At 51.9% G+C, this 24,527-nt stretch carries 22 protein-coding genes and 1 tRNA gene; 7 read left to right on the top strand and 16 right to left on the bottom strand.

The genetic code is table 11. The features are described 5' to 3' along the window. The 11 genes from P1S59_04075 to galU form a co-directional block, all read right to left on the bottom strand. Entirely contained in the window at positions 1 to 1,260 is a 1,260-nt protein-coding gene (locus P1S59_04075) for a HAMP domain-containing methyl-accepting chemotaxis protein (protein MDF1525435.1), read from the bottom strand. A gap of 40 nt (positions 1,261 to 1,300) precedes the next feature. Beyond that, entirely contained in the window at positions 1,301 to 2,170 is an 870-nt protein-coding gene (locus tag P1S59_04080) for a protein-glutamate O-methyltransferase CheR (protein ID MDF1525436.1), read from the bottom strand. Positions 2,171 to 2,392: 222 nt separating this feature from the next. Beyond that, positions 2,393 to 4,075, bottom strand: a complete 1,683-nt coding sequence (locus P1S59_04085) for a GAF domain-containing sensor histidine kinase (GenBank protein ID MDF1525437.1) — start codon at positions 4,073 to 4,075, stop codon at positions 2,393 to 2,395. A 2-nt stretch (positions 4,076 to 4,077) separates the two neighbouring features. Next, positions 4,078 to 4,497, bottom strand: a complete 420-nt coding sequence (locus P1S59_04090) for a hypothetical protein (protein ID MDF1525438.1) — start codon at positions 4,495 to 4,497, stop codon at positions 4,078 to 4,080. Between the two features lie 12 nt (positions 4,498 to 4,509). After that, the gene (locus tag P1S59_04095) at positions 4,510 to 5,487 is read right to left on the bottom strand and encodes a response regulator (GenBank protein MDF1525439.1); all 978 of its coding nucleotides are present in this window, start codon (positions 5,485 to 5,487) and stop codon (positions 4,510 to 4,512) included. Next, positions 5,480 to 7,072, bottom strand: coding sequence for an HD domain-containing protein (locus tag P1S59_04100; protein ID MDF1525440.1), 1,593 nt, complete (start codon positions 7,070 to 7,072; stop codon positions 5,480 to 5,482). The genes P1S59_04095 and P1S59_04100 overlap by 8 nt, the downstream gene beginning before the upstream one ends. Further along, positions 7,072 to 9,129, bottom strand: coding sequence for a response regulator (locus tag P1S59_04105; GenBank protein ID MDF1525441.1), 2,058 nt, complete (start codon positions 9,127 to 9,129; stop codon positions 7,072 to 7,074). Before P1S59_04105 ends, P1S59_04100 begins: the two co-directional genes overlap by 1 nt. Next, complete coding sequence (locus tag P1S59_04110; GenBank protein ID MDF1525442.1) at positions 9,129 to 10,631, bottom strand: response regulator; 1,503 nt, start codon at positions 10,629 to 10,631, stop codon at positions 9,129 to 9,131. The genes P1S59_04105 and P1S59_04110 overlap by 1 nt, the downstream gene beginning before the upstream one ends. After that, positions 10,618 to 13,068, bottom strand: coding sequence for an endopeptidase La (gene lon / locus P1S59_04115; protein MDF1525443.1), 2,451 nt, complete (start codon positions 13,066 to 13,068; stop codon positions 10,618 to 10,620). Before lon ends, P1S59_04110 begins: the two co-directional genes overlap by 14 nt. Positions 13,069 to 13,269: 201 nt before the next feature. Next, on the bottom strand, positions 13,270 to 13,587 hold the full coding sequence (locus P1S59_04120) for an Hsp20/alpha crystallin family protein (protein MDF1525444.1): 318 nt from the start codon (positions 13,585 to 13,587) through the stop codon (positions 13,270 to 13,272). A 128-nt stretch (positions 13,588 to 13,715) separates the two neighbouring features. Continuing rightward, positions 13,716 to 14,591, bottom strand: a complete 876-nt coding sequence (gene galU, locus P1S59_04125; GenBank protein MDF1525445.1) for a UTP--glucose-1-phosphate uridylyltransferase GalU — start codon at positions 14,589 to 14,591, stop codon at positions 13,716 to 13,718. 234 nt (positions 14,592 to 14,825) lie between these two features. On the opposite strand from galU, the gene P1S59_04130 reads away from it, so the two are divergent. From P1S59_04130 to P1S59_04145, 4 genes are all read left to right on the top strand, one after another. Beyond that, positions 14,826 to 14,912: transfer RNA gene (locus P1S59_04130), tRNA-Leu, on the top strand. 618 nt (positions 14,913 to 15,530) lie between these two features. Then, positions 15,531 to 15,764, top strand: a complete 234-nt coding sequence (locus tag P1S59_04135; GenBank protein ID MDF1525446.1) for a hypothetical protein — start codon at positions 15,531 to 15,533, stop codon at positions 15,762 to 15,764. Between the two features lie 205 nt (positions 15,765 to 15,969). Then, positions 15,970 to 16,386, top strand: coding sequence for a Fur family transcriptional regulator (locus tag P1S59_04140; protein MDF1525447.1), 417 nt, complete (start codon positions 15,970 to 15,972; stop codon positions 16,384 to 16,386). 71 nt (positions 16,387 to 16,457) lie between these two features. Further along, positions 16,458 to 16,565, top strand: coding sequence for a rubredoxin (locus P1S59_04145; GenBank protein ID MDF1525448.1), 108 nt, complete (start codon positions 16,458 to 16,460; stop codon positions 16,563 to 16,565). A gap of 188 nt (positions 16,566 to 16,753) precedes the next feature. Here the strand turns inward: P1S59_04145 and P1S59_04150 are convergent, their stop codons facing one another. Beyond that, complete coding sequence (locus tag P1S59_04150) at positions 16,754 to 17,521, bottom strand: MBL fold metallo-hydrolase (protein MDF1525449.1); 768 nt, start codon at positions 17,519 to 17,521, stop codon at positions 16,754 to 16,756. A gap of 178 nt (positions 17,522 to 17,699) precedes the next feature. Here P1S59_04150 and bamD point away from each other — a divergent pair, with 178 nt between their 5' ends. From bamD to P1S59_04165, 3 genes are all read left to right on the top strand, one after another. Further along, entirely contained in the window at positions 17,700 to 18,425 is a 726-nt protein-coding gene (gene bamD, locus P1S59_04155; GenBank protein ID MDF1525450.1) for an outer membrane protein assembly factor BamD, read from the top strand. A 61-nt stretch (positions 18,426 to 18,486) separates the two neighbouring features. Continuing rightward, the gene (locus tag P1S59_04160; protein MDF1525451.1) at positions 18,487 to 19,221 is read left to right on the top strand and encodes a tetratricopeptide repeat protein; all 735 of its coding nucleotides are present in this window, start codon (positions 18,487 to 18,489) and stop codon (positions 19,219 to 19,221) included. 151 nt (positions 19,222 to 19,372) lie between these two features. Further along, positions 19,373 to 20,446 (top strand): LysM peptidoglycan-binding domain-containing protein, encoded by a 1,074-nt coding sequence (locus P1S59_04165; GenBank protein MDF1525452.1) that lies wholly within the window; start codon positions 19,373 to 19,375, stop codon positions 20,444 to 20,446. 10 nt (positions 20,447 to 20,456) lie between these two features. On the opposite strand, the gene secG is transcribed toward P1S59_04165, so the two are convergent. The 4 genes from secG to gap all read right to left on the bottom strand — a co-directional run bounded on the left by secG (position 20,457) and on the right by gap (position 24,223). After that, on the bottom strand, positions 20,457 to 20,843 hold the full coding sequence (secG, locus tag P1S59_04170; GenBank protein ID MDF1525453.1) for a preprotein translocase subunit SecG: 387 nt from the start codon (positions 20,841 to 20,843) through the stop codon (positions 20,457 to 20,459). 254 nt (positions 20,844 to 21,097) lie between these two features. Next, positions 21,098 to 21,853 (bottom strand): triose-phosphate isomerase, encoded by a 756-nt coding sequence (gene tpiA, locus P1S59_04175; protein MDF1525454.1) that lies wholly within the window; start codon positions 21,851 to 21,853, stop codon positions 21,098 to 21,100. A gap of 167 nt (positions 21,854 to 22,020) precedes the next feature. Continuing rightward, the gene (locus P1S59_04180; protein ID MDF1525455.1) at positions 22,021 to 23,211 is read right to left on the bottom strand and encodes a phosphoglycerate kinase; all 1,191 of its coding nucleotides are present in this window, start codon (positions 23,209 to 23,211) and stop codon (positions 22,021 to 22,023) included. A gap of 1 nt (position 23,212) precedes the next feature. Next, positions 23,213 to 24,223, bottom strand: coding sequence for a type I glyceraldehyde-3-phosphate dehydrogenase (gene gap / locus P1S59_04185; GenBank protein ID MDF1525456.1), 1,011 nt, complete (start codon positions 24,221 to 24,223; stop codon positions 23,213 to 23,215). Positions 24,224 to 24,527 lie beyond the last annotated feature (304 nt).

Raw genomic sequence — 24,527 nt, forward strand, 5'->3', positions numbered from 1 at the left:
TCAGACCTTGAACTCCTCGGATAGCTTTCGCAGCTTATCTGACAGCGCGGTAAGGTCCTGAGCGGAAGCTGCCAGCTCTTCCATGGAAGCTGTCTGCTCCTCTGTTGCCGCCGACACTTCCTCCGTGGACGCGGCGTTGTCTTCGGCAACCTTTGAAACCTCGTCAATAATATCGGTTATATCTTTTGCAGCGGCACTTTGTGTCTCTGTGAGCTGCGATATTTCCTGGGCATGGGTGGTAGATTCCATAACTGCCCTGACGATCTCATCCAGTGATTCTCCCATGCTCTGAATAATATCCTGCCCTTCATCGAGCACACCGGTAACATCTTTCATGGAAACCAGAACCTGCTCGCTTTCATTCTGGATACGGCCGACTATTCCTGAGATCCTTTCGGCGAACTGCTCCGTGTTGGCTGCCAGTTTCCGGATCTCCTCTGCCACAACAGCAAAGCCCCTCCCCGCCTCTCCGGCTCTGGCTGCCTCGATGGTGGCGTTAAGCGCGAGAAGGGTCGTCTGCTGGGCGACATTGGTGATAATGTCGACGATCTGACTGATCTCTTTACTGCTCTCTCCAAAGGACATGACCGAATCACCAGCCTTGGAAACGTTATCGAAAACCTGGCCTATCTTGGTGATCATGTTCTCCGATTGTTTTCTCCCTGCTTCAGCGGTAAGCCCGGCCTCTGATGAGACCTTTGCAGATTCCTGGCCTTTTTTCGCCACCGCCGCCAGGCTCTGGGCCATATGATGAATCGTGCTGGACATCCTCTCCACCTGACTGGCCTGAGTTTCTGCACCCTTGCTTATACCGTCAATGGCAGCGGCTATTTCCTCAGTTGAAGCATTCATCTCTTCAGCAGTGGCTGAAAGGGTCTGGGCCGAATCATGTACATCCTCGGAAGAGGTCTTGAGACCTTTCGCCAGAAGAGAGAGCCGCTGGACCATCACACGGAAAGCCTCCCTGAAATCGGTAATGTCATCCTCAAAATTCCTCCTCATCGGCGTGAGATCCAGGGTAAGATCGCCCTCACTGATCCTCAAAGCCACATCTCTCATTTCCCGGATGTCACGTGTAATACCGTTGGCAAAAAAACTGCCAAGGCCAAGTCCCACGGCGATAGCCGTAAAACCCGCCCCCATTTCCTTCCAGGCTCCCTCCTTCACCCCAAGCAGATCGAAAATATAGGGAACAAAGATCACTACGGCAACAACGAACAGGAATGCAAGGATCAGCTTGTATCTTATTTCCATTCTCATGGCAGGGGACTCCTTTCCCGCTAAATGAGCTCAAATGTAACTACAAATTATCTGACAGCGGCGATTCCCTTAATCGGTAAATACGCTCAGTGGGTGAGACGCTCTGAAAATAAAACCTGTTTTTTCCTATCAGAGTCTCAGCCTTTCCCAGCATGAGATAACCGCCATCGAAAAGGTTCCTGGAAAAACCCGAGATGATCTTCTCCTGGTTCTCCCTTTCAAAATAGATCAACAGGTTCCTGCAAACGATAAGACTGTGCATTGGGCCGGGGTTGTATTTCAGGATATCACCCGTGCGAAAGGTGACACATTCCCTGACCTCACTGCTGATACTGTAGCCTTTCTCCTCCTCCCTGAAAAATTCCTTTATATCCTCTTCTTCCAGATTCTTCAGGGACTCTCTGCTGTATATCCCCGTTTTGGCCCTTGCCAGAATGGCTCTGTCTACATCGGTGGCAAGAACATGAAAAGGGGTACGAATCCTGTGCCTCCTTTTGACTCGCAAAAGAGATATAGCCAGGCTGTAAGGTTCCTCTCCGCTTGAACACCCGGCACTCCAGACCTCAAAGGTACCATGGAGGCTGTGCTCTGCCATTACTCGAGGGAATATCATTTTCTCGAGATACTGAAATGCCGATGGGTTCCTGAAGAATTCAGTGACATTGATCGTCAGATACTGAAATAACTGTTCCAGCTCTTCAGGATCCCGGCTGAGAACCCGATAATAGACACCCAGGTCTTTGTAACCCCTGGAGCGCACTTTCAGGTAGATCCTCCGCAGGATGCACCGTTCCTTGTACGCCTCCAGGTCAAACCCCTTTTCCCGGACAAAGAGTTCCTTCAAGGCCTCAAAAGCCCAGGCATCCTTTTCAGGAAGGTGACCGATTTCCGAAGCCCTGACAGCTACCATTGGGCAGCTTTCGTAACTTCTGAAGATTTATCCGTTTTTTGTATCATAGCGAATTTTAGGGGTCAACGACCAACGGTGACTGCGTCACCGTTCGAGGTTCCGGGTTCCGAGTTCCAGGTTTTAGGTTTCAGGGAAATACGATCTCATATCTCATATCTCAGAGGTAATCGCATAAAACTTTTCAGCTTTCTCCTGCGTTCTGCGTTCTGTCTCTACCAAACCTCAAACATCAAACTCTTTCCTTCCCTCTGGACTCTGGACTTGGGACTCTGGACTCTCTGTTATAACCTTCCTCCAGGAGTCGAGGGACGGGAGGGTCACGATTACTTTACAGCCATCCACATAAGTCTCATCGATCCTTATTGTTCCACGGTGTCCTGCCACGATGGCTTTTGCAATAGGCAGGCCCAGCCCGGTGCCCTCCGGTTTTTCTGTCATAATATCACCACCTTGTTCAAAACGATCAAAGATCCGGGTCACATCCTCACGGGGAACTCCGGAACCGGAATCCTCAACCGATACGAGAACTCCACCTTCGCTGTTGCTCTGGGCCTTTATCCTGGTGTAGCCTCCCTTTGGCGTAAACTTCAACGCATTCTCCAGTAGTTTGTCAAAAACTTTTATCATCTTGGCCTGGTCGACCCAGATCAGGGGCAAACTGTCGGGAAGGTCGAGGCTCAGTTCGACCCCCTTGGATCCGAACCTGGGCCATTGTCCCCTTACCGATTCCTCCAGAAAATAGTGTAATTGTGCCTCCTGAAAATGGAAGGGCGCTGATCCGGTATCCAGCCTGAGCAAATCGGTACTGTCGTCGATGAGGCTGGATAAGCGGTTGGCGGCCTCCATGGCAACGCTGACTTTTTCCATATGAGAAGGTTCGCTCAGTGTGCTTCTTAACAGTTCGAGGTAACCGAGAATGATGGTGACCGGTGTTCTGTACTCATGGGACACATTAATGATGAAATCCGACTTTACCTGATCGACAACCTTGAGCTTCCCGTAGGCATCCTCCAGCTCCTCGGCTTTCCGCTCCAGGTTGTGATAAAGCCTTACCCGCTCGATACTCACGGAAATGTGGGTGGCGAATACAGACAGGATACGCAGGTCAAACTCATTCAGAGGACCGGATCGGCTTTTGTTGTTGGCGTTAAGAACACCAATAACACGGTCACCCACTTTGAGGGGAACACAGATGAGGGATTTGGTCGTGTACCGGTCGTGGCTCCTGACTTTTGCGAACCGTTCCTCCGCTTCCACATCCTTCAACAGAAGAGGCTCCCCGGACTGGGCGACGGAACCCGAAACACCTTTCCCTATCTCCATCCTCGATGTCTCTATGATCCTCTGGCTTAACCCCTTGGCTGCCCGGATCGTAAGGTAATTTTCCTTTTCGTCCAGGAGCATAATGGAGACAATGGCATACCCGAGATCATCCGAAAGATGTTGGACGATCTTTTCGAGCACATCCTCGATGCTCAATTCGGGGCCAAGTTCCAGGGCGAGGTCCAGGAGCACGGAAGCTTCTCCGTATCTCTCCTCCATCTGGTGCCACATGGAAAAACCATCGCGGTATTTCAAGTGTTGATTCCCAGCCTCTAAAAGGATTTCATTGATCAGGCCGGGTCTCATTCCAGGGTGAAGGAACCCCATCACCCTTATCCCCAGGAGGTCATTGGGGTCTGTCTCTTGCGAGGATGCCATAAGAAGAATTTGCGGATGCAAGTCGATCCGCTCCTGCAAATACTCGTGACGATGCAACCTTTCCGGCATCGTTACCAGGACATCTGGAGGTTTGGCACCGGGAGTGCCAGGGGAAACTTCCCACCCCAACTGTCCCGCTGCTTCCGTAATGAGTTCCAGGTGGGCCTTGTCGACAAGGTCGATATGAATTTTAAGGGAAGTCATGGTCACCCTGAAGCAAGATGCTTCTCATGCTCCTTGGTAAGTGTCAGCAAAGTTTTTCTCGTGGTTTCCTTATCCAGGTCTCCAATAGAATTGAAAACCCAGGTTTTAACGGCAACGGGCCTTTCGTTGGATTGTACCCAATGGGCAATGGACTTTGCCTCTTTCCATGAAGCATCGTCACCGGAAGGGATCAGGATCAGGATACCATCCATCTGGACACCCCCCTCGAACAGCTTGATGGTCATATTCTGGAGCTTGCCCGAAACACCTGTTCCTACCACCTCCAGCGCCCCTCCTTTAACAGGGAGAACGACTTTCTCCCCACGCCCCTTGGGAGATAGTTCAAAGGTTCCGAATAGCCCGCCAAGGAAAGCCTGCCTGGCTTCCTCCACAGGTGAAAGAATCATGTACCGGATAATCACATCAACACCTCGTCAGAGTTTTTCCAGGACTGTTCTTATCTTTCGAAGCAGATCGATTTTCATCGCCGCATCTGTTGGCCCGATGAGAAGTCCCTTGCTCAAGGCTTGGCTCGTAAGCGGATAGAAGCGGTATGGGGGAAACCCGGAAATATCCAAAGCCCAGATGATGTCTGCTCCACCTGAATAAGCCTTGACCACGTTTCTCAGCTCACCTGCAATATCGTCTGTATCATCTGCAGGTTGGAGGATCGTTTCCAATGGCGGCAGGCTCCGGAGCGATTCTTCCATCTCATCGGCAAGCCTGACACCTTCCATGAGAAGTTCCTGGCTGCCGCTGTGCTCGATATTCGGTTCAATGGAAACTGCTTTCTGGTCCAGCTTGAACCGCCCCTCTTTCCAGGAGAGCATTGTGTAAAAAGCCTCGAGGCCCTCCCATTTCTCCGTCATCGCGTATACCGGGACCCCCAACTCGAAATATACACGGCCCGGGCCCGGTGAGGATTCCAGCAGAAGCATCCCTGTTTTTCTGCCCATTTCAATGAGTTGTATAACATCAACAAGATCCACTTCCTTTAAAAGTCCTTCCAGGCTGCCGAGTTCCTTCATGTCTTTTATCTTCTTGGTGATGGAACGGACCTTGGCCCTGAGCTCCTTGATAGAGAACGGCTTGGTAATGTAATCATCCGCTCCCATTTCCAGACCCTCGACCCGTTCATCCACATCCTTCTTGGCACTCAGGAAAATAAAGGGGATGGAGGCTGTCTCGGGCCTGGATTTTATTTTCCTGTACAACCCATAACCATCCAGGCGGGGCATCATGATGTCAGAAAGGATAATGTGTGGTCTGAACTCCAGCGCCTTATCAACGGCATCCAATCCATCAACGGCCTCCAAAACTTCAAAACCCTCCTCGAAAGCAAGACGCAGAAGATGCCTGATGTTCTCTTCGTCATCTACAATGAGAATTCTAATGCGTACTTCATCACCCATGGATGCTCCCCTCAATGGCGCCGATAAAGGCTCCGACCACTTCAGGATCGAACTGACTACCTGCATTATTCTTTAGTTCGGCAAGCGCCTCCCCATGATTCAGCTTGACCCTGTATGGGCGATCTGTAGTCATGGCATCGTAAGCATCGGCTACAGATATGATCCTTCCCACCAGGGGGATATCATTCCCTTCCAGCCCGAGAGGATAACCCCTGCCATCAAAGTGTTCATGGTGGTGGCGGATCCCCGGAACAATATCGACGAAGGGTTTGAATTTACCCAGGATCTGGGCACCGATCGATGGGTGTTCCTGCATGGCCTGCATTTCGCTTTCACTCAAACGGCCCTGCTTGGTCAGGATGTGTTCCCTTACCCCGATCTTGCCGAAATCGTGAAGCTGTCCGGCGATTTTGAGCATGGTGATGAACTTCGAACTGAAATCCATGCCCTGGGCGGCCAACACAGCGTATTCGGCCACCCGCTGGGAGTGACCGTGGGTATAGGGATCCTTGGCGTCAACGGCCGAGGAAAGGGCTCCCAAGGTCGCAAACAGAAGATCAGCAAGCTCCTGATACAGCTGCATGGCGTGGAGGACAGAGGCGGCCTGGCTGGACAGCGCAAGTGCAAACTTCAACTCCCCGTCTCCAATCATCCCCTTCTTTTCCCACCCGAAAACGAGGAACCCCTCCCTGGAATTTCGAAGCCGGAAGGGGACAACGAGAAGATCTCCTGTATTGGGTGCCACCTCAACATCCCGGAACCCGGGTCCCAGTATGAGTGACGGGCCTTGGCAGCCGCGGATTATTCCCAGGAGAAAGGGATCAGGACCTGATTCTTCAGGCCACGGCAGTTTGCCGCAGGCATCAAGCAGTTCAAGTTTGCCATCCACTTCCGCCTCGAAAATCATGAACAATCCCCACCTGGCGTTCAGCCTCTGAACACCCTTATCAAGGATGACCGCCAGAGCCTTCTGGTGACCACTATCCGGACTGAGACTTTCAGTTATGGCATAGAGGAACATGAGTTCCTCGTATTTCTGAAACAGGTACTCAGTGGTATCCTCGAGAGCGACGTGGGAGATCACCTTTTCCAAAAGCTGCTGCTGAATAAAACTCCCCAAAGTCTCGAGGCGGGAACGCATGAATACGGGAATCCCTGCTGCTGACGCAACCAGCCTGTCAATGTCATCCGGTGCTATCTCGGAGCCGATATCCCTGATATGCTTCTTATGCTCATCCGACAGCCCCTCAATGGCCGCCTGTCCCATTACAACAGTACCGAAATCAGTACCCTCGCGGGAAACAATGGGAATGACGACCTCTGCCAACCGTGCATGGCACAGGTCAAACTCTGGTTTACCGCTTTGCATGGCCTTGAGTCTCAAGGAATCTGCGAAAGACTTGCATTTTGAAGCACCCTCGCTTGAAGTCTTTAACTGCAGGCAGAAGGACGACTCCCCAACTATAATGTCCGGGAGGTCTGAACCTTGGGGAATATACCCCATGTACAGGCCCGTTATCCTGAAAAGTGACTGGAGAAAATCCTTCAGATCTTCTCTTGGCAGGGGATACCCAGGCTGCTTCATTATTGTACCTGTGTTCCCTCAGTCTTCATCGGTGCCTGCGCAGGCAGGGTAAAGAAAAGGACACTTCCACCACCCTCTGCAGGCTCGGCTCCTATAATTCCGCCGTTCATTTCAGCGAGCCTTTTACATATTGGCAGACCAAGGCCGACCCCGTGGGTATCGACATCACTGAACAGCCGATGCTCCCCGTACTTTTCAAATATGGCATCCCTCTTGTCATCCGGCACACCGGGACCAAAATCCCTCACAAAAATCTCCTGTGCGTTTACTTGCCCTGGACGGGAGCAGACTCGGGCACCTATAACTATATCAGAGTCAGGTGGGCTGTACTTGATGGCGTTGGCAACAAGCCTGTTTATAACATCTGCCACACTTTCCTTGTCCGCATGAACCTGTCCGAGCCCTTCGGCCACATCCGATTTAAGGGTGAGTCCCTTGGTCTGGGCAGCAGCCTGGTTGTTGATCATGGCGGTAAGGAGCGTATCGGAAATGGAGAAATCCTCGGGAACAACCCTGAAATCTGTAAGCTCTATCTTTGAGAGGCTGAGGAGGTCCTCCACTATTTCAGCGAGTTTGCCTGTCTCCTCGTTCATCACGTCCAGATACTCTCGCTGTCGGGGCGGGGCGCTGGAGTAGATATCATCCCACAACAGATCAAGAAAACCTTTCAAAGAGGTCAAGGGGCTTCTGAGATGGTTGGAGACGTTTTCGAGAAACTTGCTCTTGAGGTGATCCAGTTCATCCTCTGCCGACATGTCCCTGAGGAGGATGATGAGTCCGAGGGTCTGTTCCTCCTTCTCGTCCACAACAGCCACGCTGGCCACCAACGGAAAATTTTCCTTGATGGCACTGAAACGTACAGTCCATGTGGGGTTTTTTACACCAATACGCTGCTCCTCCAGTATACCGAAAGTATCCCGGGGTATATGGTCGAAAAGATGCTGCCCTTCAAGAGTCCCATCGACACCAAGGAACTGGAGGGCTAACGGATTGGCGTGGATGATCCGGTAGGACCAGTCGGTGACGAGAACACCTTCCGCCATATTCCGAAGGATCGCTTCTACCCTGTTCTTTTCAAGCTCAAGAATAGCCAGCTGTCGATCCCTTTCCTGCAGGAGCTGCACGTTGTCGAGCAACACCGAGAGCTGAGATGAGATCATTTCCACAAGAACCTCGTCATCAGGGACAAAGAACTCCTTGCGGCTTGAAAAGAGAGTGATGCTGCCAAGGACGCCGCTGGAAGAACGCAGAGCGATGGTAAACTCTGACGAAGATGCTTTTCTCGTGTTACCCCCCGTAAGCTCGGAATCCTCAATGAGCCTGATCTCGAGATCCCTTATGGCAGAGATCTCCACCCCCCTGTCAAGGGCAAGCATTTCACTGCCGCTTTTGATGACATTCTTCTTTGATACCTTCAGGGACTGATTCCGGTAGCGGATCGCAACGAGTTTCTCATTGGCGCCTGGAAGTACCGCGAAGATGGCACCCAGGTCGTAGTCAACAACCTGGCAGATGAGCATGAGAACATTCTGCAGGAGGGCATCGGGTCTGTCCAGGTACGTAAAGAGTTTGCCGGTCTCGTTGATGATAGTCATTTCCAGGAGCTTTCGCTCCAGGATATCGTCGGCCCTCCCTTTGAGAGTTTCGCTTGTCAACTCCTCAGGACTGACCGGTTTTATGGGGTCACGTTTTTCCTTGAGCAGAGACAAGATCGTCTCGATCAAGCTCTGTTCTTCTATTGGTTTTGTGATATAGGCATCAGCACCTACTTCCAGACCCCAGAAGCGGTCTTTCTGGGTATCCTTGGCGGTCATCATGACCACCGGAAGAGCCTTTAGTCGTTCATCGCTCCTGATAAGACGGCAGACCTGGTATCCGCTCATTTCAGGCATTATGATGTCCAGCAGAACAAGATCAGGAGGGTCTTCCCCTATGGCCTGCATGGCCTCGTGACCGTTCATCGCACGGTCAACTTCGTATCCCTCCCTGACCAGGATATCCTTGACCAGTTCCAGAATGAAGGGGCTGTCATCTACTACGAGGATTCGGTGCCCCATTAAATATCTCCCCTGTCCCTGGCGTCCATAACAAAAATAAAGCTGCTGCCGTGTCTTCCGTCGCGGCCCTCCAGGCGGATCGAACCGCCATGCAGATCCACGATCTTTCTGACGATGGCAAGCCCCAGTCCGCTGCCTTTACCGCGCCCGGATGAAATCCGTTCCCCCTGATGGTATTTCTCAAAGATAATTTCTCTTTCCCCGGGAGGAACACCAGGGCCATCGTCCAAAACTTCCACGAGAACCGATCCGTCTTCCCTGCGGACCACCGTTTCAACTTCGGAGCCTTCAGGGGTGAACTGGATGGCATTGGAAAGAAGGTTGACGAACACCTGAAGCAGCCTTCTACGGTCCGCAAGAACCTCCAGTGTACCCGGGCCCTGTCCGCTGAAGGTCAGGGAAACTCCTTTCCGGGCAGCCAGTCCCTCCATACTTCTCACGGTATATGCGGCCAGTTCATCCAACTGGACCGCCTCCATGTGCAGCGCCATTTTTCCGGACTCCAGACGCCCAAGATCAAGAAGGTCGTTGATCAGACTGATCATCCTGTCGGCTTCAGAATCCAGGATCCCGAGATATTCCCGAAGTTTCTCCGGAGAATCGTAATCTCCTCCCAATAAAACCTCCACAAAACCTTTCATGGAGGTCAGGGGGGTCCTCAAATCATGGGAAACGATGGCAAGAAACTCCTCCCGGTTCTTCTCCATGTCCCTGATCCCGGTAAGGTCCCTGAAGCCAAGAAGAATGCGGGATGGACCTGCTTCCCGCACCATGGATAACCCCACAAGTTCTATCTGTTTGTTTTGACCTGCCTTGCCGGGGAGAGTCAGCAGAGATCTCAAAGGTTGTCCGGCCCCGGCTTTTACGGCAGCAATAAAACCCTCCGGCATGGGAAACTCAGTTTTATGAAAGTCCGTGCCGGCCAGGGGTGCGTCGGAATTACTCAGGAGCTCCACAGCTTTCGGGTTAAGGTCGAAGATCCTTCCGCTGTCTTCCATGATGAGGAGCCCTTCGTCCAGGATGCGGAAAACCTCCTCCTTTTCCCGGCTCATTGTCTTCATCTCCTCGATACGAGCCTGCAGCTGATGTACCAGCTGTTGGTTGCGCATAGCCAATTGCTGCCTTTCGATGGCCCGTTCAACAGCGTACAGCAGGTCTTCTTTCACGATTGGTTTTTTAATGTAATCGTAGGCACCCGCCTTGAGAGCCTCTATGGCGCTTTCCATGCTGGCGTAGGCCGTGACCATGATAACAGCGACATCTGGATCCCTTTCCCTTACTCTGGCGAGCACCTCGGTTCCCATGATGTCCTGCAGCACGAGATCCAGCACTACCACATGAAACTCTCCCTCACTGCAGGCCTTGAGGGCCTCCTCTCCGGAACCCGCTATCTGAACCTGATAGCCCTCCTGAGTGAGAATGTTAGCCATCAGATCCTGAAAAAACTTCTCGTCATCTACAACGAGGATCGGGCCGAACTGTCTCTTGTCAACGTTTTGCATTAGTTGAACCCTTCACCAAACTGCGGGCTTTCCCGCTGCGACCGGTCTTTGAAAAGGTGTCCTTTTTAAAAATTGCTGACAGGGCCTCATCCATGTCCTTCACCGGAACGATCTGGATCCCTCTGGTCACATAGGAAGGTATCTCCTTCAGATCGGGTAAATTGAGAGAGGGGATGATCACCTTGTTGATCGACGCCCTTTTTGCGGCAAGGAGCTTTTCCCGCAGGCCGCCGATGGGAAGCACACGGCCCGTCAAGGTGATCTCCCCTGTCATGGCAACCGCCGGGAGAGGCAGCTTGCCTGTTAAAGACGAGATCATGGCCGAAGTTATGGCGATCCCCGCCGAGGGACCGTCTTTGAAAGTCGCTCCAGCCGGAACGTGAACATGAATGTCGGTCGTAAGAATGCTCTGGGGCGTCACACCAAGGTCGTTGCCCCGGGAACGGATATAGCTCAGCGAGGCCTGGGCAGACTCTTTCATGACATCTCCAAGAGAACCGGTCAGGGTGAGAGTACCGTTACCTTTGACAGCCGAAACCTCTATGTTGAGGGTATCCCCTCCGACAGGAGTCCAGGCCAGACCCACGGATACACCTATTCTCGCCTCATCCTCCCTGCGAGCTCCCCGGAACCTGGGAACACCGAGATAACTGTCCAGATTCCTGGCAGTGACCACGGTATGCGTCTTTTTCCCCAAGGCTATCGCTTTGGCCACCTTCCGGCAAACGCTGCCTATCTCCCGCTCAAGGTTCCGAACCCCGGCTTCTCTGGTGTATTCAGTGATGATCCTGTCCAGGGCGCCGTCAGACAGGGACAATAACTCGGGTGTGAGGCCGTTCCTGTCTAACTGTCGATCGACAAGATACCTTCTCGCTATATGCCGTTTCTCCACAGCTGTGTAACCTGAAAGCTGGATGATCTCCATCCTGTCCCTGAGAGCCTGGGGTATAGGATCGGCCATGTTAGCGGTGGCGATGAACATGACGGCAGACAGATCGTAAGGTACCGCCAGGTAGTGATCACGGAAATTATGGTTCTGCTCAGGATCAAGCACCTCCAGTAGAGCGGAGGAAGGATCTCCCCTGAAATCGGAGCCCAGTTTGTCGATCTCATCCAGCATGAAGACCGGGTTGCGTGATCCTGCTTGTTTCATTCCCTGAATAATACGTCCCGGGAGCGCTCCGACATAGGTCCTCCGGTGCCCCCTTATCTCTGCCTCATCCCTTACCCCGCCAAGGGACATGCGGATGAACTGCCGTCCCATGGCCCTGGCAATGGATTTCCCAAGGGATGTCTTTCCGACTCCCGGCGGACCCACAAGACAGAGGATAGGTCCCTTGAGCTCCTTCTTGAGTTTAAGAACCCCGAGGTACTCAAGAATCCGCTCCTTTATCTTTTCCAGATCGTAATGGTCCTCATTGAGAACATCGGAAGCAACCCTGAGATCCAGCTTGTCCTTCGTGGACTTTTTCCAGGGGATCTCCACAATCCAGTCCAGGTAGGTTCTGACAGTTGAAGCCTCTGCTGAGTCAGGATGCATTTTCGCCAGCCTGTCAAGCTGTTTGCCCACCTCCTGTTTCACATCCACGGGCATCCCGGCTTTTTCGATACTCTCCCGGATCCCCTCGATCTCAACCTCACGGTCATCCTTGTCCCCGAGCTCCTGCTGAATGGCCTTGAGCTGCTGGCGAAGATAATAATCCTTCTGAGTCTTACTCATCTCCTCCTGGGCCTGATTATGGATCTTCTGCTGCATCTCGTTGATCTTCAATTCCTTGTCCAGGATCTCGTGAACATATTCAAGACGTTCATAAGGATCAATAGTCCCCAGTACCTGCTGCGCCTCTTCAAGGCTGAGCCCCAGACTCGACCCTATAAGGTCTGCAAGGCGCCCGGGATCATCAACGTTCCCGGCCACTGACAAGACATCAGGCGGGACAGGCTTGCCTAGTTCCACGATCCGCATCAGGCCTTCTTTCATGGCCCTCACCATGGCCTCTATCTTCAGTGGCGGCGGCTCATGCAGTTCTTCGTTAACCAGATCAAGGCGCACGGAGAAGAAAGGATCGGTCTGCAGAAACTCGGCAACCTGCCCCCTCTGCAACCCCTGAACGAGGATCTTCGCTTTCCCGTCGGGGGTCTTCAACATCCGGATAATGATACTAACAGTACCCAGCTCGTGGAGATCCTCTGTGCCGGGTTCCTCCAGATCCCCCGCCTGCTGAGCCGTCAGGAAGATAAGTCGATCGCCCTTGAGGGCCTCATCAAGGGCGCGGATCGACTTCTCCCTTCCCACGACCAGGGGGACGATCATGTAGGGAAATACAACAATATCCCTTATGGGAAGAAGTGGCAGAACCTCCGGAATTACAGTCCCTTCAGACCCTGAACCCCGCTCACTGCCTTCCTCAATGATCCCGTTTCGCTCCTTACTCATTTGGCCGCCTCTCGGGACAGAATTTGATAAGTTCGTAATAAATCTCTACGAGCTTTCTGAAGGGCGGTCATCACGCCTGTGGCGTGAGGGGCGTCATCCCCCGCCAACCTATGTGAATTCGCCCCGCGCCAATGGCGCGGTCCCACCCCAGTCCAGCCGGTGGCGGGACTGCCTGATGGACTTTTGGCGTACCCATGAAGTTTAATCATCAATCCTCACATCCACAGCTGTCTGGCGTCTTTCAGTGACTTTAGGAAGCTTTATTTTCAGCACTCCGTCAACCAAAGCCGCACGCACTCCTGACCCATCCACGCTTACCGGGACCTCAACGATCCTCCTGAAAACCCCGAACTCCCGCTCCAGGCAGAGATATCTGAGGCACTCGCTGTCACCACCGCTGTGTTTGAAACCCTGGATGCTCAGTCGATCCCTGTCGAGTCTGATGTTCAGTTCATCCCGGCTCATGCCCGGGACCTCCAGCTCAACATGAACTTCTACCTCATCCTCAAAGATGTCCATGGGCGGATGTGAAGTCTCCCCGGCCCAATCCGGGGGAGAAGGCATTTTCCCGGAAACCTGGTGAACCAGACGGCTGAATTTCGTTAAACTCCAGCCCGTCTCCCATATGAAATCTCTTTTTCTCTTCATTATTTTTTGGTAATAGCCATTTTATCAGCCATAAATTGCAGCAATCGGGGAGCAAGCTCATCATCCTTGAGAGCATAATGGATATTGGCTTTGAGGAGCCCCAGCCTGTCACCAGCGTCGTATCTTAAACCTTCAAACACCACTCCGTATACACCATCTGTTCCTGCAAGGCTGTTTAAGGCATCGGTAAGCTGGATCTCACCTCCGACACCTCTTTCCTGAGATTCAAGAAGAGAGAAAATATCTGGAGCCAGAATGTACCTTCCGATGACAGCTAAATTGGAAGGTGCAGTACCGGGCGGGGGTTTTTCCACAAAACTGTCAACACGATAGACACCAGCCTCTGTCTTTTGCCCCTGGATGATGCCGTACATGTGGGTCTGATCATCAGGCACCTCCTGCAGAGCAACCACAGATTTCCCGGTCCTTGCAAAAATATCGAGGAGCTGTGCCAGACACGGCTTGGCGGCATCGATGAGGTCATCCGGGAGTATCACCGCGAAAGGCTCAAGACCCACAAGATCCCGGGCGCAAAGCACTGCATGCCCCAATCCAAGGGGTTCTTTCTGCCTGACAAAGGACACCTGGATCATACGGGAAATTTCCCTGATCCGTTGAAGCACCCCTTTGTCACCCTTCCTTTCGAGGAAGCTTTCCAGACCGGGATCAATATCAAAATAATCCTCCATGGCAGACTTACCTCTGGCTGTGACAAGTATCAGGTTGCTTATGCCTGAGGCGACGGCCTCGTCCACAACCTCCTGAATAAGAGGACGATCAACCAGCGGGAACAGCTCCTTGGGTACAACTTTGGTGGCAGGGAGGAACCGGGTTCCCATGCCTGCAGCAGGTAAAACAACTTTTCGAACTTCCAAAGGGACTCCTTTCCTGTAAAAAACTATCACGAAAATATAACAGAAAAGGTTAAGTAAATAAATGCAGTTATCGGTGAACAGTTAACGGTGAACTGTAACAAAAATGGAGTCAAAATAGTCACCTTGAACCCTGCAGATCAAGAATTTTACTGCAAATCGCAAATAGTCAACTGTTAACCGATTCTAACTGCTTGACAAATGATAGGGCTTTGAAAATAATGGGCCCTCAATTTTGCCGAAGTGGTGGAACTGGTAGACACGCCATCTTGAGGGGGTGGTGGGTTAACGCCCGTGCGAGTTCGAGTCTCGCCTTCGGCACCATACATAAAAAAATCGCCCCATCCGGGGCGTTTTTTTATGTCCACGTGATTGGCGAGACGGGAACCTGGCCGCAAGGCCATTAGTGAGCTTGCCCGCCGCAGCTCCTAAAGAGCGGAGGTGGGAGTCTCGCCTTCGGCACCATCCAATAAAAACGGCCCCTTCGGGGGCCTTTTTTATTGGAGTGCAAAGTGTAGAGTGCAGAGGAAAGGGATAGCCCAAAGGCCCAAAGAGGCACAGAACGTCCAGCGACCATAGACGTTAACCCGGAGTGTAAAAATTCTAATGTTCCTGCCTTATCTCATCTGCCACTTTTGGTGAGGATTTTCGTGAGGTCTTGATGTCCTTCACATATCTAGTTTGGTGTAATAAAAAGAACTCTGTAATCCGATCCTCGCTATACTCTGTTCTGAATGACCAACCAGGAGCCTCTAAGGACCTGAAATGTTATAGCTTTTGACTCTCTTCTGCATCCTGCGTTCTGCGTACTGCGTCCTGGTTAAAACTCTGCACTCTACACTCTCCTATCCTACACCTTCTTCTTCCTTGACATCCGACAAGACCTGCACTTTACTGTAACTAAGTGAACTATTTCACTCTTTCCGTTAGTTGGGGGTCAAGATGGAATATGACTGGACCCGCGTTAAGGGATACTCCATCACCGGTTGGAAAAACCGTTCCACAAAGTTCTTCATGGGCTTCCTGGGCTTTTTGATCCTGGTTTCCTTCCTCGGATCTGCACCCTTCTGGATAACCTTCTCTTCACTTACTCCCATTCTCCTTCTTTACTTCCCACTGCTTGGCTTTATGATCGAAACCTTAGAAGGAGACTGGAAGGACTGGCATCCATGGTAGAACAGCAGTACCCGGTACCCGGTGCCCGGTAGGCAACAAACAAGATCAAGACCACAGCCAAATTCCGCACACATTATTACTCCACACCTAAAATGTAATATTTACTTTCAGCCCTTTAAATATTATGCTCCGACCTTGAGGTCTGACCAATCGGCGGAAAACTTAACTAACACAATGGTGAATAGAGACAAATGAGGGATGACAAATGAGGGATATCGAAAAGATCGTTAAAAGGTTTCGTGAAGCAGGTTTGAAGATCACACCTCAGAGGCTGAGCATCTTTAAGCTTCTCCAGAGAAACCGCACTCATCCCTCAGCGGAGGACATCTACCGGGAGATCCTCAAGGTCCACCCCTCGATCTCCTTTACGACAGTTTACAAAACCCTGCAGACCCTGAGGGACATGGGCGAACTTCAGGAGTTAAGCATCAACCCCGAAAGATCGCACTTCGATCCGGACATGAGCGAGCACGCCCATACCTTCTGCAGATCCTGCAAGCAAATCGGTGACCTTGAAATTACCCCGGAAACCCATCTTCTGAAACTGCCAAATGAACCGCACAGCTTTGAAGTTCATAGTGTTCAGGTGCACGCCGTGGGCCTTTGTGGGGAATGCCGGTGAGGCAGAACGTAGAACGTAGAATGTAGAACACAGAATAAACATTGAACATTGAACATTGAAGGGAGTATGACATGGCAGTATTCAAGTGCAAGGAGTGCGGCGAGACCAAAGAGGGCCGCTGTAAACCCAGGAAGTGCCAGGCCTGCGGGGCGACGGAGAGCTTTGAGAAGCAGGAGTAAAAGACGTGAAGCGTGAAGCGTGAAGCGTGAAGCGTGAAGCGTGAAGCGTGAAGCGTGAAGCGTGAAAACAAAAATTCAATCCAGTTAATTGTCAAGCATGCAGTTGAGAAAATTGAGGTGCATGTTGCTTTTTTGACATTTCGGATAACAGATTACTGATAACCGATCACCGATTGACTGATCTGTGATCAGTCAATCTCCACAACCATCCCATCCTCGGCAACGATTACCTCCCCCTCAAAGTGTCTCATCGCCTCTTTCATGATGGCCATGGACCCTGAACCCGGATTGATATGACACAGGATCAGTTTTTTGGAACCGCACATCTGGGCAAGGTCACCCGCCTGGGCCGGGTTCATGTGTCCTTCCACCAACATCCCCGGGCCAGCGGCGCATTCGGCAACAAGAGCATGATCCGCCGAGCTTGCCAGATCCATCAGTTCATCGGTGGCCTGGCCGTCACCGGTGATAACGATCCCGCAATTACCCGCATCTACAGTATCAATACGCCACGCCAGGTTGGGCACAGAGTGAGAGGTTAGCGCAGCATTGATAATACATCCGGTCCATGAAAGCTCGCCATGGGTCCATTCCTCGAGGGTCAGGCGGAACCCGGCAGGAGCTACATTATGCGCCCAGATCGCCTGAAGGTTACGGTAATGTTCATGGAGCCCCCGGGGACCAAGAATGAGCAGGGGTGAGGTTCTGGCTAGTTCCCCGGAGCACAAGGCAAACAGGAGGGGTGCCAGATCCGCGCAATGATCCATGTGAAAATGAGTGAACAGGAGAAGATCAATATCCCGGAGATCGACACCACCGTGCCGGACAAGACCCCAGGCGGATCCCGGCCCCAGATCTATGACCACGGTCCGGCCACCCACCCTGACAAGATGACAGGGTGCAGACCTCCCGCTCTGAGGAATAGCCGTACCGGAGCCAATTGTGATGTACTGCATGTGGTTTCCTCCGGAAACGAGTATGGGAGTGTGGGGGTATGGGAGGCACTTCAACCCATTACCCATTACCGTTCTTGACACAATCACGTCTTCTTCTACATACTAGGCGAAAATCTGATTGTGTACCAGACTATCCGGCAGGCTATCGGAAACCCCTGGAGCCTGCCAGATTTGTCAATTGTTACCGTCCCTGGAGGCAACCCTGAAAATAAAACCGTTTAAAATAGCCCTGATACTGGTCCTTTCATTCCTTGCATTTTCCTGCTCGGCTCCTATTCTCCAGGAATCAACCCCGGAGGAAAGGGTTAGCGATGCTCGGAAGGATATAAAAAAACGCAAAAATGAGAAAGCATACGAGACCCTCGAAGAGCTGAGATTTGTTACAGCCGGTACCCGTCTCGGGGGGGAGGTGCAGTTTCTCCTTGGAGAAGCCGGATTTAATTTGGGCAAGTATCCTGAAGCGGAATCACACTACGCTACTTACCTGAATACATATCCAGACGGTCCATTTTCCGAACAAGCTGTCTACAAGCAGGCATTGTCAAAGGTAAAACAGATCCAGAAACGGAAAATAACCGGTAAATCATATATACCCCATGACAGGGATATTTCCTTGCTCAGGGAAGCAAGGATCCTCTTCGAAATATATGTGGAAAAATACCCGGACGGAGAATGGATCGAAGTTGCCACACAGCGGGCAGAGGAACTCCTGACCAAGGAGGGCCAGCACGAACTGGGGATAGCCTCTTTCTACCTCAAGAAAAAAAATCCGCATTCTGCCATTGAAAGGGCTAAGCGGATAATGAACGGCAGCTACCCCAACACTATCAAGACTGAGGCTCGGGAGCTCATCCGCAAAGCCGAGGAATCACTACCTCAGACAGAGGATGGCCAGAACCTCTGATTCCGACAAACTGCTCGCAGCGTGATGGATTGTTCTGACACGCTTCGAGGTGGAGGACAGGATGGATTTTAAGCAGCTTACAGTCGCGGAGATCGATGACCTTATTAGTCACGGACAGTTCGATGAGGCTGAAGAGGCCCTCATCTCGATCTACCAAAAAAATCCTGATTTTGCAGATATCTGTAACAGATTGGGCCAGATCTACTACCTGAAAGGTGAGTACACCAGTGCCAGGGAGTTCCTCGATAAGGCCGTGCGCTTGAACCCGGATTACACGGAGGCATCCCTTAACCTCGCCGTCACACTCAATGAGATGAAACAGTACGGGCGGGCCAAGGAGGTAATCGAAAAGGCACAGCTCAGAGCCACCCGGAAAAGGACCGCCTTGGAACCGTTCATCGCAGGGAAGCTTGCCAACAAACACAAGGAGATCGGAGATATTTACCGTGAACTGGGTATGTTCCTGGAGAGTATTGTGGAGTATCGAAAAGCCCTCAACGTCTCCCCCGGATTCCCTGATATCCAGGTCAAGCTGGCCGTTACACTTCGCGAATTAGGAATGACTGATGAGGCCCTGGACATTCTGACCAGAGCCACCGAGCATCGACCCGACTACATGGATGCACGCATCCAGCTGGGGATCACCTATTTTTCCAGGGGTTTCCTTGACAGGGCTAAAGAACAATGGGAACAGGTGCTGAAAACAGATCCTTCTCATACCAAAGCACTCATGTATATGAGCTTTCTTAATAAAAACACCGGTATGGCATCTAACAACTCCGCAAGCATTACCTAAACCATTGTCTTGACAGGGGTTTTTGCGAAGCCTATCATTTAAATCTACTTTTGAGGTTTGAGGTTGGGAGTTTGACCTTCGGGGTTGAGGGTAGAACCCCTTTACAGAATACGCATATTATACAGGGGCCCTTTTAAAAAAGGAGAGCACCATGAAGCGAACAGGCTATGCTGTGGCCGCGGCTGTTACTGCGCTTGTCGTGTTGACCTTACTGACGACCGCGCCATGCATTTCACAAGCCTCAGGAAAAGTTCACATCGTTGTAAAGGGTGATACACTTTGGGACATCACGTCCTTCTATCTGTACGACCCCTTCCAGTGGCCGCAGGTGTGGAGCGTCAATCGCGAGATTGAAAATCCTCACCTTATTTATCCCGGCCAGGAGATAGTGATCCCTGAAATGACTGCCAGGACAGCTCCTCCTCCCCAGGAACCCAGACCGCTCCTGCCGCCGCCTCCTCCGCCAGAGCCTGTAACCGCAGAATCCGTCCAGGCAGAACCCGAGCCTATGCCTGAGATCGAACCGGAACCAGCTCCAGTGACCGAAGAGGTCAAACAGGAGATGATCCTGGCAATGAGTACCTACGGATTCATTATAGATGACGAGGAGATCGGGATCGGAACCATCACATCCACTGAGGAGAACCGGCTCCTTATCACTGCGGGAATGAAAGTTTATGTTGAATCAGAAGGAAAAACACCACTGCTGACCGACCGCCGCTATTCCATTGTCCGTGTATTTGACCAGGTCTCTCACCCGGTAACCAAAAAGAAGATCGGATTCCTGGCGAGGGTTCTCGGTGACTTGAATGTGGTGCATTCAAAGGGGAAGCTCTCCACAGCTATCGTTGGAGAGGTCTACAAGGAAATCCAGGTGGGCGACCATGTCATTGAACACCTCGACTACATGACCTGGATCCCGAAGGAAGAGAACGATCTTGCAGGTGACCTCACTGGCTACATTTTGATCAACACTGAGGGCCAAACCATCATGGGTAAAGGTAATGTCGTTTTCATAGACCTGGGGATAGAGGATGGCCTGAAGACTGGTGACACTCTGGATCTGGTAGGAACGAAAAAAACTGTGGGGGGTGTGGTGACACCCCCGCAGATCATCGGGGAAATTCAGGTGCTCGTTCCTCGACCGGGAACTTCAATGGCCAGGATCACCAAGAGTTTTCGGGATATCGGACTCGGCACCGAAGTGGTGACAGCCACCCGGTAGGAGATAAAGCCTACTGAGCCTTAGTGCCTGTCTCCTCCCCGGTGGCAGAAGGAATGGATGCGCCCCCATCCGGAGTTTGGGAAGCTTCAGGGACAACCTCCGGTGAAGTTTGGGCCGGGAACTGTGCGGGAACCTCTTGCGCTGCTGGGAGTTGAACACCGCCCATCCTGTTGGCGGACGAAACATAAGCCAACCCGAGGGATGTCACCATGAAGCACACCGCCGCTGCGGTCGTCAGCTTTGCCATGAACCCTGCGGGCCCTGCGCCACCGAACAGGGTCTGGCTTGAGCCACCGAAAGCGGCTCCCATTTCAGCTCCCTTCCCCGTCTGGAGCAGGACCACAAGAATAAGGAACACTGCAACAGCGATGTGAAGGATTTTAATCAGAAGGATCAGCATTGTTTTATAAACCTCCAGTTCAGTAATCAGAAATAAGGGAACCGTGAACCGAACACATTAACGCTGTACTTTTTTTTGTCAACTCCAAACCTTGACAGGGTCGCAAAAAGTCCGTTATCGGCTTTTTGCTCCTCGGAAAGGGAAAAGCGTGGTTTTCCCTTTCCTCACAGATCAATGACTTATATCGACAGTCATTGATCCGGGCGCCCCCCTCGGGGCGCGTTGATGACTTTTTGCGAAATCATCAACCTTCAAACGGAATTAATTATTCCCGCAAAACTGTCCGGATCCATGCTGGCTCCGCCAACAAGGGCACCATCAATGTCAGCCATGCTCATGAGGACACCGGCGTTTTCAGGTTTGACCGAACCTCCATAAAGGATGCGGATAGATCCCGCGACATCATTGCCGAAAATATCAGCAAGCTGGCTTCTGGCAAAGGAGTGGACCTCCTGGGCCTCTTCTGGGCCAGCTGTTTTACCGGTCCCTATAGCCCACACAGGTTCGTAGGCAAGGACAAGTTCCTGACCGCTCTGAAGCACAACATCAGCAAGCCCTCCGTGGATCTGGCCCCCAACGGTATCGAAGGTCTTGCCATAATCCCTTTCACCAAGGGTTTCGCCAACACAAAGAACTGGAACGATCCCCTCCTGTAAAGCTGCCAGCACTTTCCTCGAGACTTCACCGTCCCCTTCTCCGAAATACTGCCTTCGTTCCGAATGACCAAGGATCACATAACGGCATCCGGCATCCCTTAGCATAACAGGGCTGATCTCTCCAGTATAGGCGCCCGCTTCTTCCCAGTGCATGTTCTGGGCAGCCAGTGCAACCGAGCTCCCTTGCAGCGCTTCGGAAACGGGCATCAGGGAAATATAGGAAGGCGCAAGGGCCATGTCCACATCCTCCACACCTGAAACCAGGGGGAGGAACTCCTCAACAAAATCCACAGATTCGTCGACGGTTTTGTTCATTTTCCAGTTGGCAACGATAAACCGTCTTCTTTCCATGGTATACCTCCCCGAAGCAGGCGGGCTATATCATCTGTGCTATATCGTATCAACTTGATCCGCTAAAAACCCATTAAACAATTCCGCCATCGGTCCCGCCGATGGCGGGACCAGTTGTAATAATCTCCCAGGAACTTTTTACCAGGTTATCCATATCACGGCCGGGATCAGGCATCGTCCAGGGCATTGAAGCCCGGCAGTTCGCCTTTCTCGAGAAGCCTGATGAAAGCCCCTCCTCCCGTGGAAATGTAGTCGATCTTGTCGGAATTTCCCGTGGCATGCACAGCGACATCGGTGTCCCCGCCCCCGATGATCGTCAGCCCCCTGCAGTTGGCCAGGGTATCGACCATGGAGAAGGTCCCCTTGCTGAAGGGTGAAAGCTCAAACACTCCCATTGGACCGTTCCATACGATAGTTCTGGCCTGCTCGAGCACGTGATTAAAAAGTATCACCGTTGCAGGGCCTATATCCAGGCCCATCATATCATCCGGGATCTCCTGGGCAGGCACGACCATGGTCTTGGCCTTTTCCTCCCTGGCATCAGCCGCAATGCAGTCCACCGGGAGGTAAAAGGGGATACCTCTTGACCTTGCCTGCCCCATGATATCCGCAGCCAGATCCAACATGTCCTCCTCCACCAGGGACTTGCCTAAATGATAACCCATGGTCTTCAAAAAGGTGAAAGCCATCCCTCCACCGATGATGATCTTGTCCACCTTTTCCATAAGGCTCTCAATCGTCTTTATCTTATCCGAGGTCTTGGCGCCTCCCAGCATGGCCACAAGGGGACGTACCGGTTCGGCTAAAGCCTTGTTGAAGTAGTTGATCTCCTTTTCCATGAGGAACCCGGCGATGGCGGGATGCAGATATGAGGGGACACCAATTACAGAAGCGTGTTCCCGGTGGGAATTAGCAAAAGCGTCGTCAATGTAAATATCAGCAAGCGCAGCCAGTTGGCGGGAAAAATCGGGATCGTTTTTTGTTTCCCCAGGATGGAACCTGAGGTTTTCAAGCATTAAGACACTACCGGGTTTCAGTCCATTTGCAGCCCTCTGAACCTCGTCGCCTATGCAGTTGGGCATAAACTGGACTTCAAGCTTGAGGAGCCGGCTGAGACGCTTTGACACGGGAGCCAGGCTCAGGGATGGTTCCGGTTTGTCCTTGGGCCGACCCAGGTGGCTAATGATGATCAGACTGCCGCCGTTGTCCAGGATGTGGTTGATAGTGGGCAATGTCGCCCTTATCCTGGTGTCATCTGTGATATGGCCACTGGCATCCAGGGGAACATTATAGTCCACCCTGACAAGGGCCCGTTTTCCTTTGAAGTCTATAGAATCTAAAGTTTTTTTCTTAAGCACATCAAACCCCGTAGAGGTATTTAGCCAGGTCCCTGAGCCGGGATGCGTATCCGTATTCGTTATCGTACCAGGACATGACCTTCGCCAAGGTACCATCCACGACCTTGGTCAGCGGGGCATCAAAGATGGAAGAGGCTTCCCACCCGTTGAAGTCGACGGAAACCAGGGGTTCGTCATTGTAGACCAGGAACCCGGCCAACGGCCCATTTTCCGCAGCTTTCTTCATTTCGGCATTGATGGAGTCGGCATCGGTGCCCTTTTTAAGCTCCACCGAAAGGTCCACGAGGGATACGTTGGGCGTTGGCACCCGGACCGCCAGCCCGTCCAGTTTACCCTTGAGCTGGGGAAGGACCTCACCAACGGCGGAAGCCGCGCCAGTGGTTGTGGGGATCATGGAAAGGGCCGCAGCCCTGGCTCTGCGCAGGTCTCTATGAGGCTGATCGAGGATCCGCTGATCGCTGGTGTAGGCGTGAACGGTGGTCATAACACCGTGGATGATACCGAAATTCTCATCCAGCACCTTGGCCACCGGAGCGAGACAGTTGGTCGTACATGAGGCGTTGGAGATCACCCTATGCTTCTCAGGGTCCAGGTCTGAATGGTTCACACCCATGACTACAGTAAGATCCACACCCTTGCCGGGAGCGGAGATGATCACATGAGAAGCCCCGGCGTCAAGGTGCGCTGCCGCACTCTCTCGAGTTGTGAACAGGCCTGTACATTCCAGGACTACATCCACACCAAGCTCCTTCCACGGGAGTTTGGAAGGATCCCTTTCAGAAAAGACCTTTACCCCCCTTCCGCCGATAATAATACTGTCCCCGGAGGTTTCGCTCACTTGTTTACCCGTAAGGCTTCCGTGGATCGAATCATGGCAGAACAGGTAATTCAGTGTTTTGGCGTCGGTCAGATCGTTAATAGCAACAAACTCGATTCCCGGATCGTTCATTGCGCTGCGAAGGGTTAATCTCCCTATTCGACCAAACCCGTTGATCGCCACTTTGACAGCCATTGTCATCCTCCTTACAGGTAGTTTTAATTATCGTTTTGATTATCTTGGAGTAACATTTTACGTATGCAAATATCATTTATCATTGAACTACCATGGAAAAGCGCCATTGTAAACGGCGGCATCATCAGGTCAAACTCTTTCTCCCTGAAACCGGGGCCTTGAAGGTCCATTCCAATTACAGGAAAAAAGAGTTTGCTGAATTTCTTGAAAAATTTGGGAATAGATCACAGGCTGCGTGCCGAAAACATTCGAAACGATGTAAAACATGAACAGAATCAGCCAGAAATATTCACATTTTCTCCAC

This window comes from bacterium, assembly GCA_029210965.1.
Classification (GTDB): Bacteria; BMS3Abin14; BMS3Abin14; order BMS3Abin14; family BMS3Abin14; genus JALHUC01.

Excerpts from the sequence above, each read along its gene's own strand:
- P1S59_04100 (MDF1525440.1), bottom strand. The coding sequence starts at position 7,072 with ATGAAGCAGCCTGGGTATCCCCTGCCAAGAGAAGATCTGAAGGATTTT.
- P1S59_04080 (MDF1525436.1), bottom strand. The coding sequence starts at position 2,170 with ATGGTAGCTGTCAGGGCTTCGGAAATCGGTCACCTTCCTGAAAAGGAT.
- gap (MDF1525456.1), bottom strand. The coding sequence starts at position 24,223 with ATGGCTGTCAAAGTGGCGATCAACGGGTTTGGTCGAATAGGGAGATTA.
- P1S59_04120 (MDF1525444.1), bottom strand. The coding sequence starts at position 13,587 with ATGGACATCTTTGAGGATGAGGTAGAAGTTCATGTTGAGCTGGAGGTC.
- P1S59_04105 (MDF1525441.1), bottom strand. The coding sequence starts at position 9,129 with ATGGGGCACCGAATCCTCGTAGTAGATGACAGCCCCTTCATTCTGGAA.
- P1S59_04145 (MDF1525448.1), top strand. The coding sequence starts at position 16,458 with ATGGCAGTATTCAAGTGCAAGGAGTGCGGCGAGACCAAAGAGGGCCGC.
- P1S59_04085 (MDF1525437.1), bottom strand. The coding sequence starts at position 4,075 with ATGACTTCCCTTAAAATTCATATCGACCTTGTCGACAAGGCCCACCTG.
- P1S59_04160 (MDF1525451.1), top strand. The coding sequence starts at position 18,487 with ATGGATTTTAAGCAGCTTACAGTCGCGGAGATCGATGACCTTATTAGT.
- P1S59_04075 (MDF1525435.1), bottom strand. The coding sequence starts at position 1,260 with ATGAGAATGGAAATAAGATACAAGCTGATCCTTGCATTCCTGTTCGTT.
- P1S59_04140 (MDF1525447.1), top strand. The coding sequence starts at position 15,970 with ATGAGGGATATCGAAAAGATCGTTAAAAGGTTTCGTGAAGCAGGTTTG.
- P1S59_04135 (MDF1525446.1), top strand. The coding sequence starts at position 15,531 with ATGGAATATGACTGGACCCGCGTTAAGGGATACTCCATCACCGGTTGG.
- P1S59_04095 (MDF1525439.1), bottom strand. The coding sequence starts at position 5,487 with ATGGGTGATGAAGTACGCATTAGAATTCTCATTGTAGATGACGAAGAG.
- P1S59_04165 (MDF1525452.1), top strand. The coding sequence starts at position 19,373 with ATGAAGCGAACAGGCTATGCTGTGGCCGCGGCTGTTACTGCGCTTGTC.
- P1S59_04150 (MDF1525449.1), bottom strand. The coding sequence starts at position 17,521 with ATGCAGTACATCACAATTGGCTCCGGTACGGCTATTCCTCAGAGCGGG.
- P1S59_04110 (MDF1525442.1), bottom strand. The coding sequence starts at position 10,631 with ATGCAAAACGTTGACAAGAGACAGTTCGGCCCGATCCTCGTTGTAGAT.
- tpiA (MDF1525454.1), bottom strand. The coding sequence starts at position 21,853 with ATGGAAAGAAGACGGTTTATCGTTGCCAACTGGAAAATGAACAAAACC.
- lon (MDF1525443.1), bottom strand. The coding sequence starts at position 13,068 with ATGAGTAAGGAGCGAAACGGGATCATTGAGGAAGGCAGTGAGCGGGGT.